Genomic DNA, 15,851 nt, shown 5'->3' with positions numbered 1-15,851 from the left:
GCGCCCATCGGGGCGCCCATCGGGGAGGGGGCGGACCCCCTCCCGCGGGCCGCTCAGTGCGTGCGCTCGGCCGGGTATTCCGGGGCCTTCTGGCCGCGGGTCTTCCACAGCGACAGCGCCACCGAGCCGGCGATGATGCCCGCCGTCGCCATCAGGGCATATTCCACCGGCACCGCCTTGCCGCCGGCGAACCAGTTGGCCAGCATCTTGGCGCCGACGATCATCAGCACGATCGACAGCCCGTGCTTGAGGTAGTGGAAGCGGTGGATGACGCCGGCCAGCGCGAAGTACATGGCGCGCAGGCCGAGGATGGCGAAGACGTTGGCCGTGTAGACGATGAAGGGGTCGGTCGAGACGGCGAAGATCGCCGGGATGCTGTCGAGGGCGAAGAGCAGGTCCGTCAGCTCGACCAGGATCAGCACCAGCAGCAGCGGCGTGACCATCAGCTTGCCGCCCTCGCGCACGGTGAAGGCCTTGCCGCGGAAGCCTTCCGTCACCGGCAGGCGGCGGCGCAGCCAGGCGAGGACCGGGCTCTCCGTGGGATCGGGCTCCTCATCGGCCGCGCGCAGCATCTTCCAGCCGCTCCAGATCAGGAACAGGCCGAAGAGCACCATGATCCAGTCGAACTCGCGCATCAGCGCGGTGCCCACCAGGATCATCACGCCGCGCATCACCAGCGCGCCCAGGATGCCCCAGAACAGCACCCGGTGCTGATAGGCCGGCGGCACGCCGAACTTGGCGAAGAGCAGGACGAAGACGAAGATGTTATCGACCGAGAGCGACCACTCGATGACATAGCCGGTGAGGAATTCCAGCGCCTTGGTGCTGCGCTCCTCCGGCGTCGCGCCATAGCTCATCCAGAGCCAGCCGAAGAACAGCAGGGCCAGCCCGATATAGGCGGCCGACTTGATCAGGGCGGTGCGGACCGGCACCGGGGCGGGGTCGCCATTGGCGTCCTTGCGGGCGAACAGACCGAGGTCGAGCGCCAGAAGCCCGAGCACGGCGGCGTTGAAGATCACCCAGAACCAGATTGAAGCTTCCACGTGGGACGGCTCCTCAGGAAAGGGGGCCCGTCCGGCGGCCGCAGATCATCCGCGGTCACAAGGGAAGATGCGCGTCCGGGCCCGATTGCGCGAGAAGTCGATCCGACATCGCGAAGGCGGCTGTTCGCCGCCAGGTCGCCAGAGGGGCCCGGATCCGTCTCCATGGATGAAGGAAAATTCACCTCAAGGCAAGCCTGATTTGTTTCCGCAGTTGTTTCCCGGCGCGAATCACGCCATCTCCCGGTTTGCGTGAGGCCGGTGCCGACACTACTGTCGGACACTGAGGAGACGCGGTCAGGCCGGCGGGGAGCATCCCTTCAGGTCGGTGGCCGCCCAAATGGATCGAGGCGTGGCTATGGGTTCCTTCAGCATCTGGCACTGGCTCGTTGTGCTGCTCGTCATCCTGCTGCTGTTCGGCGGCGGCAAGATCAGCGGTCTGATGGGCGACCTCGCGAAGGGCATCAAGTCCTTCAAGCAGAACATGAAGGAGGATGACGACAAGGATGCCTCCATGGCCGCCGATGCGCCCTCCCGGCCGGCCGGCAACCTCTCGGGCCCCGGTGTGAACCAGGCGCGCAACACCAGCACCGAGCCGAACACCTCCAACTCCTCGCACCCCGCCGCCTGATCCCGGGGCGGGGGCGGCCCGCCCCCACCGGCGGCACGAGGCCCGATCGCGGGGCCAGGCACGGATGCCCTCCGGCCTGGCCCTTGGGCTTTTCCGGCCGCCTGCCGCCTGTCCGGAAAGCGCCGGATATCCCGAAAACGTCATTCCTCCGCCATCCTCCGGCAGGCTTCGCCGCTGTATGCGGCGCCGTGCCCGATCCCGATCGCAGCCGACTCCGGGAGCCCATGCCCGATGCCCGTCTCCGCCCCTTCCGAGAGCGTCGTCCAGGATATCCTCCGCGCCGGCCGGCGCATGGACAGCCGCAACTGGGTGCCCGCCACGGCCGGCAATCTCTCCGTCCGGCTGGAGGGGGGGCGGGTCGCGGTGACGCGCTCGGGCTTCCACAAGGGCTTCCTCACGCCGGACGCGGTCATGGTGGTCGGCCTGGATGGCGCCGCGGAGGACCCGACGCTCCGGCCCTCGGCCGAGACCCTGCTGCATTGCGGCCTCTACCGCCGCTTCCCCGAGGCCGGGGCCGCGCTGCACGGCCATTCCATCGCCGCGACGGTGCTGTCGCGCCAGGCCGGCGAGGCGATCCGGCTGGAGGGCTACGAACTGCTGAAGGCCTTCCCCGGCCTCTCCACCCATGACGCCGCGGTCGAGCTGCCGGTCCTGGACAACGATCAGGACATCGCGCGGCTGCAGCGGGCGGTGGAGGCGCGGTGGGATCGCCTCTCGGGAATCGCCGCCGCTATTCCGCCGGGCTATTTGATCCGCGGGCACGGCGTCTATGTATGGGCGGACGGCATGGAGGCGGCTCTGGCGCGGCTGGAGGCGCTCGAATTCATGCTTGAGTGCGAACTGCAAGCCCGGAGGGTCCGATGAGCCTGTTGACCATCAAGGATGCCGAGACCGGCGCCGAGCTCCTGCGCTCCAGCGATCCGGCCGAGATCGCGGCGGCGCTGGCCCCGATCCAGGTCCGCTTCGAGCGCTGGGAGGTGGCGCCGCTGCCGGAGGGCGCCTCGGCCGAGGCCGTGCTGGAGGCCTATCGCCCGCAGCTCGACGCCCTCATGGCCGGCACCGGCGCGGGCACGGCGGATGTCATCCGGCTCACCACCGACCATCCGCAGAAGGAGGCGCTGCGCAGCAAGTTCCTCTCGGAGCATATCCACACCGAGGACGAGGTCCGCTTCTTCCACGAGGGCAGCGGCAACTTCATCATGCATGTCGACGGCAAGGTCTATGATGCCCATTGCACCCGGGGCGACCTGATCAGCGTGCCGGCCAACACCCGGCACTGGTTCGACGCCGGCACCGAGCCGCATGTCACGGCGCTGCGGATCTTCACCGACACCACCGGCTGGACGCCCCACTACACCGGCGCCGACATCGCCGAGCGCTTTCCCGCCGTGACCGGTTGAGCATGACCGCCGTCCTGCCACATGGCCCGGTCTCGGCCGTCCTGACCGATATCGAGGGCACCACCAGCGCCATCGCCTTCGTTAAGGAGACGCTGTTCCCCTATGCCGAGGCCCGGCTCGACGCCTTCCTGGACGCGCAGGAGGGCGAGCCGGAGGTGGCGGCCGCGCTCGCCGCCGCCGCCCGGGCCGCCGCGCCGGGCGAGCCGGTGCGCGCCGCGCTGCGCCGCTGGATGGCCGAGGACGCCAAGGTCGCCCCGCTCAAGACGCTGCAGGGGATGATCTGGCGGCAGGGCTACCTGGACGGCGAGATCCAGGGCCATCTCTGGCCGGATGTGGCGCCCTGCCTGCGGGCCTGGGCGCGGGCGGGCATCCTGCTCAACGTCTATTCCTCCGGATCGGTGGCGGCGCAGAAGCTGCTCTTCGCCCATTCCGTCGCCGGCGATCTGATGCCGCTGCTCAACGGCCTGTTCGACACCGCCGTGGGGGGCAAGCGGGAGGCCGCGAGCTACGCCGCCATCGCCCAGCGGTTGCAGATGCCGCCGGGCGAGATCCTGTTCCTCTCGGATGTGGCCGAGGAACTGGACGCGGCGGCGACGGCGGGTTTCGCCACCTGCCAGCTGGTGCGGCCGCGGGACGGCACCCGGCCCAGCGGCCGCCACGCCGAGGCGCCCGACTTCCCCGGCGTCGCCGGCCTTTTCGGCCTGCCGGTGCCGCGCCACCTGACCGGCGAAGCCGCCTGACCGCAGTCCTTCAGCAAGCCCTCGGGCGGGAGCCTTCCCCGGCATGATGACCATCTACACCGTGCTGGAGGGACGCGCCGTGCGGCGCGAGGGCATTCCGGAGCCGGCGGCGTTGCGCGCCGCGGTCTGGATCGACCTGCTCTCGCCGACGCCGGAGGAGGAGCAGGCCGTGCAGGCCGCCCTCGACCTCGAGATCCCGACGCGTGAGGAGATGCAGGAGATCGAGAGCTCCTCGCGCCTCTACAAGGAGGGGGAGGCCCTCTTCCTCACCGCCAACTTCCTCTATGGCGTGGACGAGGGGGAATATGGCTCGACCGCCATCAGCTTCGTGCTGGCGGAGAGCAATCTGGTCACCGTGCGCTATGCCACGCCCAAGGCCTTCACCTTGTTCGCCAACCGGGTGCTGCGCGCGCCGGCGCTGCTGGCCAGCCCGGACAGCGTGATGATCCATCTGTTCGAGCAGGTGGTCGACCGCCTGGCCGATGTGCTGGAGCGGATCGGCGCCGACATGGACCGGGCCAGCAAGGCCGCCTTCCGCAACGCCAACAGCGCGCAGCGCGTGAAGGTCAAGGCGCGCGACGCGGTGCTGAAGGACGTGCTGATCGCGCTCGGCCAGGTGGGCGAGGTCACCAGCCGCGCCAACGAGACCCTGCTCGGCCTCTCGCGCATCCTGACCTTCGTCGGCGCCGAGAAATCCTCGGCCGTGCGCAAGGAGAACCGGGTCGGCATCAAGACGCTGATGCGCGACGTCCGCTCGCTGATCGAGCACGCCGGCTTCCAGAACAACAAGGCCAACTTCCTGCTCGATGCGGTGCTCGGCATCATCAACATCGACCAGAACGGCATCATCAAGACCTTCACCGTGGCCAGCGTGGCGCTGATGCCGCCGACGCTGGTCGCCAGCATCTACGGCATGAACTTCGCCGAGATGCCCGAGCTGAAGCTGGCCTTCGGCTATCCGCTGGCCCTGCTGATCATGATCATCAGCGCGCTGCTGCCGGTGTTCTACTTCAAGCGCAAGGGCTGGCTCTGACGCGGCGTCGCCGAAGCGTCATCCTCCGCCGGCTTGACAGGAGGGGCGGCCCGGTCCTGCCTCGCTGCATGGTCGCGAATCCCTTCGAGCGCTTCATCGACCCCGTGGCGCCTCCCGGGGCGCCCGCCAGCCGCTGGCTCGGCACGCCGGTGCCGGAGGCGCCGCCGCCACCCGGGCTGCTCGGCTTCTACTGGTACTTCGTCCGCCAGGCGCGCCTGCTCTTCGCCCTTCTCTTCGGGGCCGGCCTGGCGGTGGCGCTGCTCGACGCGCTGATCCCGGTCTTCATCGGCCGCGTCGTGGGCCTTCTGGCGGAGCACGAGCCGGGGCGGCTCTTCGCGGAAAGCTGGCCCGCGCTGCTCGGCATGGCGGCCGTGCTGCTGATCGGCCGGCCGCTGGCCATCCTGGCGCAGAACCTGGTCGGGCAGATGGCGATCAATGCCGGCGTCACCAGCATGATCCGCTGGCAGAGCCACTGGCACGTGGTGCGCCAGGGCTGGGCCTTCTTCCAGGAGGATTTCGCCGGCCGCATCGCCAACCGCGTCATGCAGGCCGGGCCGGCGCTGCGGGAGAGCGTGGTGCAGTCGGTCAACGCGGTCTGGTACATCCTGGTCTACGGGACCGGCGCGGTGATCTACCTGGCCACCGCCGACCTCTGGCTGGCGCTGCCGATCCTGGTCTGGTTCGCCGCCTATTGCGCCCTGCTGCGCTTCATCGTGCCGCGCCTGCGCGACCGCGCCAGGGCGGCCTCCGAGCAGCGCAGCCTGCTCACCGGCCGCATCGTCGACAGCTACACCAATATCCTGACCCTGAAGCTCTTCGCCCGCGCCGAGGACGAGGACGCCTTCGTGCGCGAGGGCGTGCTCGGGCTGAACGCCGCCTTCCAGCGCCAGATGCGGCTGATCACCCTGAACGGCCTGCTGCTCTCCAGCCTGAACGCCGCCATGCTGGTGGCCATGGCGGCGATCGCGCTGACGCTGTGGGACCGCGGCGTCATCACCGTGGGGCTGGTGGCGGCGGCGCTGCCCATGGCCTGGCAGATCGCCAATATCTCCGGCTGGGTCGCCTTCAACGTCGCCGGCATCTTCGAGAACCTGGGCGTGGTGCAGGAGGCGAGCGGCAGCATCGCGGTGCCGCCCACCGCCGCCGACGCGCCCGATGCGCGGCCGCTCGTGGTGGCGCGGGGCGAGATCCGCTTCGAGCATGTGCGCTTCGCCTATGGCGGCACGCGCGGCGTGCTGCGCGACTTCGATCTGACGGTGCGGGCCGGCGAGCGGGTCGGGCTGGTCGGGCATTCCGGCGCCGGCAAAACGACGGCGATCAACCTGCTGCTGCGCTTCTTCGCGCCCGAGGGTGGGCGCATCCTGATCGACGGGCAGGACATCGCCGGCGTCACGCAGGAGAGCCTGCGCGGCGCCATCGGCGTGGTGACGCAGGACACCGCCCTGCTGCACCGCTCGATCCGCGACAACATCCGCTACGGCCGGCCGCGCGCCAGCCAGGCCGAGGTGGAGGCCGCGGCGCGCCTGGCCGAGGCGGACGGCTTCATCCGCGACCTGCGCGACTGGCGGGGCCGCAGCGGCTACGACGCGCATGCCGGCGAGCGCGGCGTGAAGCTCTCGGGCGGGCAGCGGCAGCGCGTGGCCATCGCCCGCGTGCTGCTCAAGGATGCGCCGATCCTGGTGCTGGACGAGGCCACCAGCGCCCTCGATTCCGAGGTGGAGGCGGCGATCCAGGGCCAGCTGGCGCGGCTCATGGCGGGCAAGACGGTGATCGCCATCGCCCATCGCCTGTCCACGCTGGCCAGCATGGACAGGCTGGTGGTGCTGGAGGAGGGGCGCGTGGTCGAGCAGGGCAGCCACGACGAACTGCTGGCCCGGGACGGTGCCTATGCCCGGCTGTGGAAGCGCCAGTCGGGCGGCTTCCTGGAGGGGTAGTCTTTGCGGGCCCGAGGCCGGTTGACCGCGAGGCGGCCCGCCCGGAAGCTGCGGTGCCGCAGAGGAGCCCCGCCATGCCCGCCACCCATCATCTCGACGCCAGTCCGGAGACGGTCCGCTTCGGCGCCTTCGATGCCGCCTTCGCGCCGGTGCTGACCGTCGCCTCGGGCGATCTGGTCGTCATGCAATGCGTCTCCGGCCCGGCCGAGGTGATGCCGCCCGCGCGGAGCGGCCTGGAGATCCCGCCGGCGCTGCGGGCGATCCACGCGGCGGTGGCGGAGGGCCGCCTGCCGCGCCTCGGTCCGCACCTCGTCACCGGGCCGGTGGCGGTGGAGGGCGCCGAGCCGGGCGATTGCCTGCGTATCGACATCGAGGCGATCGAGCTGGGCGCGGACTGGGGCTACAACCACTTCCGGCCGCTGGTCGGCACCCTGCCGGAGGATTTCCCCTATCGCCGCCTGGTGCACATCCCGGTGGACCGCGCCGCGATGACCTGCCGCCTTCCCTTCGGGCCCGAGCCGGATGCCGCGGGGCAGGGCGGCCTGACCCTGCCGCTCTCGCCCTTCTTCGGCGTCATGGGCGTGGCGCCGCCGGGCGAATGGGGGCAGATCTCGACCAAGGAGCCGCGCGCGCATGGCGGCAACCTGGACAACAAGGAACTGGTGGCGGGCAGCACCCTCTACCTGCCGGTGCACCGCCCGGGCGCGCTGTTCAGCGCCGGTGACGGCCACGGCGTGCAGGGCGATGGCGAGGTCTGCGTGACGGCGCTGGAGATGTGCCTGACGGGGCATTTCCGGCTCTCCCTGCTGAAGGGGGGCGGGCAGCGGGCCCCGGTCCTGGGCTTCCCGCGCGCCGAGACGCCGACGCATTTCATCAGCATGGGCATCCATGAGGATCTGGATCTGGCGATGAAGCAGGCCTTGCGCGAGATGATCGCCTTCATTACCTCCCGCAGTCGCCTGAGCGCGGCGGATGCGTATCAATTTTGCTCCCTGGCTGTCGATTTTCACGTCACTCAGACAGTAAATGGGGAGAAAGGCGTGCATGGACTTCTGCGCAAAGGCCTCCTGTTCTGATCGTGCGGGCGCGATTTCTGGCGCCGGCGACGGGATAACATCGTCGGGATTGGCGCCTTTTCACTTGCGCGCGTGGTTTTCCACAAGTTTTCGGAGTCGTTCGCCAATCCGCATCTTGTGCCGCCCCCCTGGGTTTCACTACCGTATCTGGTAGTAGGAGGCCGGTAATGGACTGGACAGCGGAAGCGATCGATGCCTTGCGCGCCCTTTGGGCGGAGGGCCATTCGACGGCCGAGATCGGCCGGCGGATGGGGATCTCCAAGAATGCCGTGGTCGGCAAGGCGCATCGCCTGAACCTGCCGGCGCGCCCGAGCCCGATCCGCCGCGAAGCGACGGAAGCCCCCCCGGCGCGCTCCCAGGTTGTCGCGGCCGCGCCGGTGCAGCCGCCCGTGGCCGAAAGGCCCGCGCCGCCGCCGCCCGCGCCGCCGCCGCCCGCGCCGCCCCCCGCTCCCACGCCTCTCATGGCGACGACCACCCTGGCCCCGGCCACCCGTCCGCTGGTGGCCGCACCGGAACTGGCGGTGCCCCGTGCCGCCCCGCCGCGCCGCGCGGTGCCGGCTCCCGCCACCGCGGTCGTGCGGCCCTTCCAGCGCAGCGGCGGCCGCAGCTGCTGCTGGCCCATCGGCGAGCCGGGCACGCCGGAGTTCCGCTTCTGCACGGCAGAGGCCATCCCCGGGAAGCCCTATTGCCCCGAGCATGCCGCCGTCGCCTATGTGAAGGCGCGCGACCGCCGTGAGGATGCCGCCTGACGCGAGCCCACCCTGGGAGAGGATGCGCGAAGGGCCCGGGAGCCGTCCTCCCGGGCCCTTCGCCGTTCCGGGGCGGGCGGGCTCAGCCCACCGCCGCCTCGCGCCGGCCGATCAGCCGGCGCCGCACCATGCCGGAGAGCGCGTCGATGGCGGCGACGGTCAGCACCATCAGGATGATGATGAAGGCCACCTCGTCCCAGTGCCGCACCTTGATGCGCTCGGCGATCTGCAGGCCGATGCCGCCGGCGCCGACCACGCCAAGGATGGCCGCCGAGCGGGTGTTGCTCTCGAAGAAGTAGAGCGCCTGCGCCAGCATCACCGGCAGCACCTGCGGCAGCACGCCATAGCGCAGGGCATGCAGCCGCCCGCCGCCGGCGGCGATGACGCCCTCGCTCTGCCGCTTCTCGGCATTCTCGATCGCCTCGGCGTAGAGCTTGGCCAGCACGGCGAGGTCGCTGGTGAAGATGGCCAGCACGCCGGCCAGCGGGCCGAGGCCCACGGCGCGCACATAGGCCAGCGCCCAGATCAGCTGGTCGACGCCGCGGATGCCGTCGAAGACGCGGCGCAGCGAGAAGCGCAGCAGGGTCACGGTGATGACGTTGCGCGCGCCGAGGAAGCCGAGCGGCACGGCGACCAGCGCGGCCAGGACGGTGCCGAGGAAGGCCATGGCGACGCTTTCCGCCATGCCCTTCAGGATGTCGAGCCAGAGCTCGCCGGGGCTCGGCGGCACCATCAGCCGCAGGATGGTGAAGAGGCCGGACAGGCCGTTCCACAGCCGCGCGGGCGTGATGTCGAACAGCCAGAGGCTCCAGGCGAGCCAGGCCAGGAAGGCGGCGCTGCCCGCCCAGCGCAGCGTCCGGCCCATCGGCGTCGGCCCGAAGGCGCGGGGGTGGCTGCGTTTCCAGTCGGCGATCGAGGCGGACATCTCAGCGCTCTCCCGCGGTATCGATGAGGCGGTGGCGGAGCCGCTCGGAGACCAGGTCGATCAGCATGACGGTGAGGACGATGAGCAGCACGATGGCGCTGATCTCCTCGTAGTAGTTGAAGGCGATCACCTGATAGAGCTCCTGCCCGATGCCGCCGGCGCCGACGAAGCCGATGACGCTGGCGCCGCGCACATTGATCTCGAAGCGCAGCAGCGCGTAGCTGACGAGGTTCGGCGCGACCTGCGGCAGCACGGCGTAGCGGCAGGCCTGGGCCCAGTTGGCGCCGGAGGCGCGCAGCCCGTCCCAGGCCTGCATCTCGGTGTTCTCGATCACCTCCGAGAACAGCTTGCCCAGCGCGCCGGCGGTGTGGATGGCGATCGCCAGGATGCCGGCCAGGGGCCCGACGCCGAAGGCCCAGACGAAGATCAGCGCGTAGACGATCTCGGGGATGGTGCGCGTCGCCTCCAGCCCGCGCCGGGTGATCTGGTGCGCCCAGGCGTTGGGCGCGATGTTGCGCGCCGCCGGGAAGGCCAGCAGCAGCGCCACCGCGGCGCCGGAGAGCGTCGCCAGGGCCGCCATCTGCGCCGTCTGCAGCAGCAGCAGCGCCCAGGTGTCGAGGCGGTAGAACCAGAAGGCCAGGCTGCCCTCCGTCTCCACGCCGGAGAACAGCGCGTCCCAGCGCAGCGTGGGCAGGATGCGGCCGAAATACTCGCCGATGCGCGGCAGGCCGGCGAGCAGGGTGGCGGGATGGAACTCGCTCATCCAGCCCGCCGCCAGCAGGCCGGCGAGGAGAAGGGCGAGGCCGAGGGCGGTCCGGACGCGGCGCTGGCGGCGGAGGTCACGATAGGCCTCCTCCCCGCGTCGCACCGCCGGCAGATGGGCGGCGATGGCGTGCATGCTATCCGCGGCGGCGCCGGGCCGCCGCCTCCTCCTGTCTGAGGTCGATGAAGAGCTGGTAGTCGGCGTGCCGCGCCTCGCGGTAGCCGGTGCCCTCGCCACGGCTGATCTGGCGGTAGATCTCGGGATGCGCGCGGGGCAGGGCGAGGAAGAATTGCAGCAGGTCGCGCTTCAGCGCGTCCGGCAGGTCGGCGCGGACGGTGATCGGCCCGGTGGCGATCGGCTCGGAGCGCCAGATGAGGCGGACGTCGCGCATGTCGAGCATGCCCTTGTCCACCATGGCGCGGAGATTGCCGCGGGTGAAGCCGCGCGCCGCGTCGCCCTGGCCCGAGGCCCAGGTGCAGCAGGCGTCATACTGCTTCTGCAGCACGGCGACGACGGCCTGCTCGTGCCCGCCGGCGAAGCCGGTGCGGGAGAAATAGCGGTCGATATCGATGCCCTGGCGGCGCAGCGCGGCGCGCGGCAGCAGGTAGCCGCTGGCGGAATTCGGATCGGCCCAGGCGAGCGAGCGGCCCCGCATGCCGGCGAGGTCCTGGATGCCGGCATCGGCCCGCGCCACCATCACGGCGAGATAGCCGATGGAGCCGTCCTCCTGCTCCGGCACCACCAGCGGCTCGACGCCGCCCTTCGTGTCGAGCCAGGCGCCGGCATAGGCGGAGGCGCCGAGCGAGGCGATCTCCACCTGCCCCGCCGCGAAGGCCTGCATGACACCGGCATAGTCGCCCGAGGGATAGACCCGCACCGGCACGCCGAAAGTCGCTTCCATCAGCGCGCGGTAGCCGTCGAAGCGCGCCAGGCGGTCCACCTCGTTCTCGCCGCCCATCAGCGCGATGCCGAGGCGTGGCACCTGCCCGGCCCAGGGCCGGCGGCCGGGGGCGGGGAAGGCGACATCGCCATCCGCGCTCCTCCGCTGCGCCCGCGCGGAGCGGGGCGAGGCCAGCAGCGCGGCGGCGGCGAGGGCGGTGAGGTGGCGTCGGCTGGGCTGCATGTCTCGGCTCCGCTGCGGCGCCCCGGAGGATGGAGGAAGGATCGGAAGGGCGCCCGAGCGGATGGTTGTAGGTCAGATGGTGTCCGGGCGGCATCGCGCTTCCGGCGATGCCGCCCGGCCCCTGGCGGGGAGGCGAGGGGCCGGCGGCCCCGTGCGGGATCAGCTCCGGCGGCGGCGCTCGGCGGCCTCGTCGCGGCGCAGCTGGACGATCGGCGCGAACATCTCGTGCGTGACGCGGACATAGCCCTTGCCGCCGCCGCGCTCGATGTCGGCGTAGATCTTCGGGTGGCTGTCGGGCAGCGCCAGGTGGAAGTTGGTGAAGTCCTCCCTGAAGGCGGCCGGCAGGGCCTTGCGCACCACCAGCGGGCCGTTCGGGATCGGGCGCGACTTCCAGATCAGGTTGAGGTCGGCCATGTTCAGCATGCCCTTCTCCACCATCGCCTGGAGGTTGCCGCGGGAGAAGCCCTTGCTCTGGTCGCCGATGCCCGAGGCCCAGGTGCAGCAGGCGTCGTACTGCTTCTGCAGCACCGCGACGACACCCTGCTCATGCCCGCCGGCGAAGCCGGTGCGGGAGAAGAAGCTGTTGATGTCGATGCCGTCGTTGCGCAACTCCGACCGCGGGATGAGGTAGCCGGAGGTCGAGTTCGGATCGGCCCAGGCCAGCGACCGGCCCTTCATCTGTTCGAGCGAGGTGATGCCGGAATCCTTCCGCGTCACCATCACCGAGATGTAGGAGGAGGAGCCGTCGCTCTCCAGCGGCACCACCAGCGGCTCCACCGCGCCATTGGTGTCGAGCCAGACGCCGGCATAGCCGGAGGCGCCCATGGAGGAGGCCTCGATCTGCCCGGCCGAGAAGGCCTGCATCACGCCGGCATAATCGGCCGCCGGGAAGAGGCGGGTCGGCACCTTGAAGGTGTCCTCGATCAGCTTGCGATAGGCATCGAAGCGGCCCAGGCGGTCGGATTCGTTCTCGCCGCCGAGCAGGCCGATGCGGATCTGCGGGACCTCCTTCGCCCAGGGGCGCTCGCCGGTGGCGGGCATGGCGACGGGCGCCTGCTGGGCGCGCAGGGCAGCGGGCAGCAGGGCGGTGCCGGCCACGAGGCCGGCCAGCGTGCGACGCGTGATCATCATCGGTCTCCTTGGAGGCGTCCGGCCTTCCCGGCGGGAAGGCGGCGCGGATCTCTCAGGCGGTGAAGGCGGCCGCCTGGCTGGTTTCAGGCCCGTGCGCCGGCCTGCGTGCCGGCTCCATCAGGCTCTGCTCATCGAACTCGGCCTCGGACACGCCGTAGATCTCCCGCAGCTTCGCGGCGGTGAGGCCGGCGGGCGGCCCGTCGAACATCACCCGGCCGGCCTGCATGGCGATGATCCGGTCGCAATAGTCGCGGGCAATCTCGAGGTGGTGCAGGTTGCAGAGCACGGTGATGCCGTCGCGCCGGTTCACGTCGCGCAGGGCCTCCATGACGGTGCGGGAATTGCGCGGATCCAGGCTGGCCACCGGCTCGTCGGCCAGGATCAGGCGCGGCTCCTGCATCAGCACGCGCGCGATGGCGACGCGCTGCTGCTGACCGCCCGAGAGGGTGTCGGCGCGCTGCAGCGCCTGGTCAGCCAGATCGAAGCGATCCAGCGCGGCGAGCGCCATGGCGCGCTCCTCGGCCGGGAAATGCTTGAACAGGGTGGTCAGCGTGCCGAGCAGGCCGGGATGGTGGTTGAGCCGGCCCACCAGGACGTTGGTCAGCACGTCGAGCCGCTGCACGAGGTTGAACTGCTGGAAGATCATGCCGCAGCGGGTGCGCCAGTCGCGCAGCGCCTGGCCGCGCAACGCCGTGACATCGGCGCCGTCATGCAGGATGCGGCCGCTGGAGGGTTCGGTCAGCCGGTTGATCATGCGCAGCAGGGTGGACTTGCCGGCGCCCGAGCGGCCGATGACGCCGACCATCTGACCAGCCGGAATCGTCAGGCTCACATCCTGCACCGCCGCCGTGGCGCCGAAGCGGCGCGAGAGGTTTTCCAGCTGAAGCATCCGTCGCCCTATCGCAATGCGGCGGCGTATAGAGGGCACCCGTGACAGCGGAATGACAAGGGAATGACATCCGCATGTCGAATCCCCCGCGGCCAGGCAGATCCCGATCGGGCGGAATCGCCGGATCGGGTGAAGATGCTCGCGAAAACAAATGCTCTAGGGCCGCCAGCGCAGCAGCCGTAGGGCGTTGAGCGTCACCAGGACGGTGGCGCCGGTATCCGCCAGGATCGCCGCCCAGAGCCCGGTCGCGCCGGTCACGGTGGTCAGCAGGAAGACCAGCTTCAGGCCCACCGCGAGCGCCACGTTCTGCCGCACATTGGCCAGCGTCGCGCGGGACAGCGCCACCAGCTCGGCGACGCCGGAGACGCGGCCGCGCAGCAGCGCCGCATCGGCGGCCTCCAGCGCCACGTCGGTGCCGCCGCCCATGGCGATGCCGGCGGTGGCGGCGGCGAGCGCCGGGGCGTCGTTGATGCCGTCTCCCACCATCAGCACCGGCCCGGCCGCGCGCCGCGTGGCGATCTCGCGCAGCTTGTCCTCCGGCCGCAGCCCGGCCCGCACGGCCACGCCGAGCGCCGCGCCGATGGCGGCGCCGGTGCGCGGATTGTCGCCCGTCAGCATCACCGCCTCGAGGCCCTGGCGGCGCAGCGCGGCGAGGCCCTCCGCGGCATCCGGCCGCGGCTCGTCGCGCAGCGCGATCAGGCCGAGCACGCGCGCCTCCTCCATCAGCACCGTCACCGTCTGGCCCTCCTCCTCCAGCCGGAGCGTGGCCTCGGCCCAGGGGGAGGAAGTGGCGGAGGAAATGGCGGCTCCGGCCCAGGCCGGGCTGCCAAGGCCGAGGCGCCGGCCCTCGACCACGGCGGTCACGGCCTGGCCGGGGATCGCCCGGGCCTCGCGCGCCGGCGACGGGACCAGGCCGCGCGCCGCGGCCTCGGCCAGGACGGCGCGGGCCAGCGGATGCGCCGAGCCGCTCTCCACCGCCGCCGCGAGGCGCAGCAGCTCCGCCTCCGCCACCCCCTCCGCCGGCCGCAGGGCGGTGACGCGCGGCTGCCCCTCGGTCAGCGTCCCGGTCTTGTCGAAGGCGACGGTGCGGGCGCCGCCGATCGCCTCCAGCGCCTCGCCGCCCTTGACCAGCAGCCCGCGCCGCGCCCCGGCGGAGAGGCCGGAGGCCATGGCGGCGGGCACCGAGATGACCAGGGCGCAGGGACAGGCCACCAGCAGCAGGGCGAGGCCCCGGTAGAGCCAGGTGGCCCAGTCGCCGCCGGCCAGCAGCGGCGGCGCCAGGATGACGAGGGCCGAGACCGCCATGGCGCCGGGCGTCCACCAGGCGCTGAAGCGCTCGATGAAGCGCTGGGTGCGGCCCCGGCTGGCGCTGGCCTCGGCCACCATGGCGGCGATGCGGGACAGGGTGCTCTCGCCGGCCGCGTGGGTGACGCGGAGGCGCAGCGCGCCGTCGGTGCTGATGGCGCCGGCCACCACCGCGTCGCCCGGGCCGCGCGTCACGGGGATGGATTCGCCGGTCACCGGGCTTTCGTCCAGCGCCGCCCGGCCCTCGAGGATGGTGGCGTCGCAGGGAATGCGCTCGCCGGGGCGCACCAGGACGATGTCACCCGGGGCGAGGCCGGCGGCGGGGACGGTGGCGACGGCGCCGCCGGCCGCCTCGCGCCGGGCCTCGCGCGGCATCAGCGCGACCAGCGCCTGGATGCCGGCGCGGGCGCGGCCGGCGGCGACACCCTCCAGCAGCTCGCCCAGGGCGAAGAGGAAGACCACCATCGCCGCCTCCGCCGCCGCGCCGATCACGCTGGCCCCGAGGGCGGCGGTGACCATCAGCGTCTCGATGCTGAAGGGGCTGCCGGCGCGGGCGAGCGCCAGGGCGCGGCGGCCGAAGGGGATCAGCGCGACGAGGGTGGCGGCGAGATAGAGCGGGCCGGCCAGTCCGGGCAGGAGATGCGCGGCGATCCAGGCGCCGGCCACCAGCGCGCCGAGCAGGAAGACCAGCCGGGCCTTGCCGGTGGCGTACCAGGGGCGGTTGGCATCGGCGGGATCGTCGTGATGGTGCCCATGCCCATGGTCATGTCCGGCGTGGTCATGCCCGTGGTGATGGCTGGCGTGGTCATGGCTGTGGTCATGTTCGGGATGCGCCGCCGGTGGCGCGGCATCGCCGGGCAGGGGCGAGACGCGATAGCCGAGCGCCTCGACCTGCCGCCGCACGCCCTCGGGGCTGGCCCGCGGCTCCAGCTCGGCGGAGAGCCGCTCGGTCATCAGGTTGACCTCGACCGCCGAGACCCCGGGCAGGCGTTCCACCGCCCGCTTCACCTTGGCGACGCAGCCGGCGCAATCCATCCCCTCCACCCGCCACGCGGCCCTGCCCGTCGATGCCATCGCTTGTCCTTCCAGAAGGCCCTGCCCAGATGTGGGAC

The 15,851-nt window shown here is 71.6% G+C and carries 15 protein-coding genes; 8 read left to right on the top strand and 7 right to left on the bottom strand.

Translation table 11 applies throughout. The features are described 5' to 3' along the window. Positions 1-53: 53 nt before the first annotated feature. The gene (locus ACF3NH_RS03520; protein ID WP_198365732.1) at positions 54-1,043 is read right to left on the bottom strand and encodes a TerC family protein; all 990 of its coding nucleotides are present in this window, start codon (positions 1,041-1,043) and stop codon (positions 54-56) included. Between the two features lie 355 nt (positions 1,044-1,398). Here ACF3NH_RS03520 and ACF3NH_RS03515 point away from each other — a divergent pair, with 355 nt between their 5' ends. The 8 genes from ACF3NH_RS03515 (at position 1,399) to ACF3NH_RS03480 (ending at position 8,603) form a co-directional block, all read left to right on the top strand. After that, complete coding sequence (locus ACF3NH_RS03515; protein ID WP_198366172.1) at positions 1,399-1,671, top strand: twin-arginine translocase TatA/TatE family subunit; 273 nt, start codon at positions 1,399-1,401, stop codon at positions 1,669-1,671. Positions 1,672-1,902: 231 nt separating this feature from the next. Further along, on the top strand, positions 1,903-2,535 hold the full coding sequence (locus tag ACF3NH_RS03510; protein WP_198365733.1) for a methylthioribulose 1-phosphate dehydratase: 633 nt from the start codon (positions 1,903-1,905) through the stop codon (positions 2,533-2,535). After that, entirely contained in the window at positions 2,532-3,071 is a 540-nt protein-coding gene (locus ACF3NH_RS03505; protein WP_422921880.1) for a 1,2-dihydroxy-3-keto-5-methylthiopentene dioxygenase, read from the top strand. Before ACF3NH_RS03510 ends, ACF3NH_RS03505 begins: the two co-directional genes overlap by 4 nt. Before the next feature lie 2 nt (positions 3,072-3,073). Further along, a complete protein-coding gene (gene mtnC, locus ACF3NH_RS03500) occupies positions 3,074-3,811 on the top strand; it encodes an acireductone synthase (protein WP_422921879.1) in 738 nt (245 codons plus the stop codon). A gap of 43 nt (positions 3,812-3,854) precedes the next feature. Then, positions 3,855-4,844, top strand: a complete 990-nt coding sequence (locus ACF3NH_RS03495; RefSeq protein WP_198365736.1) for a magnesium transporter CorA family protein — start codon at positions 3,855-3,857, stop codon at positions 4,842-4,844. Between the two features lie 68 nt (positions 4,845-4,912). Continuing rightward, the gene (locus ACF3NH_RS03490) at positions 4,913-6,778 is read left to right on the top strand and encodes an ABC transporter ATP-binding protein (protein WP_198365737.1); all 1,866 of its coding nucleotides are present in this window, start codon (positions 4,913-4,915) and stop codon (positions 6,776-6,778) included. 74 nt (positions 6,779-6,852) lie between these two features. Further along, entirely contained in the window at positions 6,853-7,854 is a 1,002-nt protein-coding gene (locus tag ACF3NH_RS03485; RefSeq protein WP_198365738.1) for an acetamidase/formamidase family protein, read from the top strand. Positions 7,855-8,021: 167 nt separating this feature from the next. After that, positions 8,022-8,603 (top strand): GcrA family cell cycle regulator, encoded by a 582-nt coding sequence (locus tag ACF3NH_RS03480; RefSeq protein ID WP_422921878.1) that lies wholly within the window; start codon positions 8,022-8,024, stop codon positions 8,601-8,603. An 82-nt stretch (positions 8,604-8,685) separates the two neighbouring features. On the opposite strand, the gene phnE (ACF3NH_RS03475) is transcribed toward ACF3NH_RS03480, so the two are convergent. The 6 genes from phnE (ACF3NH_RS03475) to ACF3NH_RS03450 form a co-directional block, all read right to left on the bottom strand. Then, positions 8,686-9,528 (bottom strand): phosphonate ABC transporter, permease protein PhnE, encoded by an 843-nt coding sequence (gene phnE / locus ACF3NH_RS03475; protein ID WP_422921877.1) that lies wholly within the window; start codon positions 9,526-9,528, stop codon positions 8,686-8,688. A 1-nt stretch (position 9,529) separates the two neighbouring features. After that, entirely contained in the window at positions 9,530-10,426 is an 897-nt protein-coding gene (gene phnE / locus ACF3NH_RS03470; protein WP_198365741.1) for a phosphonate ABC transporter, permease protein PhnE, read from the bottom strand. Between the two features lies 1 nt (position 10,427). Beyond that, entirely contained in the window at positions 10,428-11,414 is a 987-nt protein-coding gene (gene phnD, locus ACF3NH_RS03465; protein ID WP_198365742.1) for a phosphate/phosphite/phosphonate ABC transporter substrate-binding protein, read from the bottom strand. A gap of 159 nt (positions 11,415-11,573) precedes the next feature. Next, positions 11,574-12,545 (bottom strand): phosphate/phosphite/phosphonate ABC transporter substrate-binding protein, encoded by a 972-nt coding sequence (gene phnD, locus ACF3NH_RS03460; RefSeq protein ID WP_422921876.1) that lies wholly within the window; start codon positions 12,543-12,545, stop codon positions 11,574-11,576. A 52-nt stretch (positions 12,546-12,597) separates the two neighbouring features. Next, positions 12,598-13,434, bottom strand: a complete 837-nt coding sequence (phnC, locus tag ACF3NH_RS03455) for a phosphonate ABC transporter ATP-binding protein (protein ID WP_198365744.1) — start codon at positions 13,432-13,434, stop codon at positions 12,598-12,600. Between the two features lie 156 nt (positions 13,435-13,590). Continuing rightward, positions 13,591-15,813, bottom strand: coding sequence for a heavy metal translocating P-type ATPase (locus ACF3NH_RS03450; RefSeq protein WP_422921875.1), 2,223 nt, complete (start codon positions 15,811-15,813; stop codon positions 13,591-13,593). Positions 15,814-15,851 lie beyond the last annotated feature (38 nt).

The sequence above is a fragment of the Pseudoroseomonas sp. WGS1072 genome (genome assembly GCF_049340465.1).
Classification (GTDB): domain Bacteria; phylum Pseudomonadota; class Alphaproteobacteria; order Acetobacterales; family Acetobacteraceae; genus Pseudoroseomonas.
The sequence above is the reverse complement of the archived record's forward strand: the minus strand, read 5'-3'. Positions and strand labels throughout refer to the sequence as shown.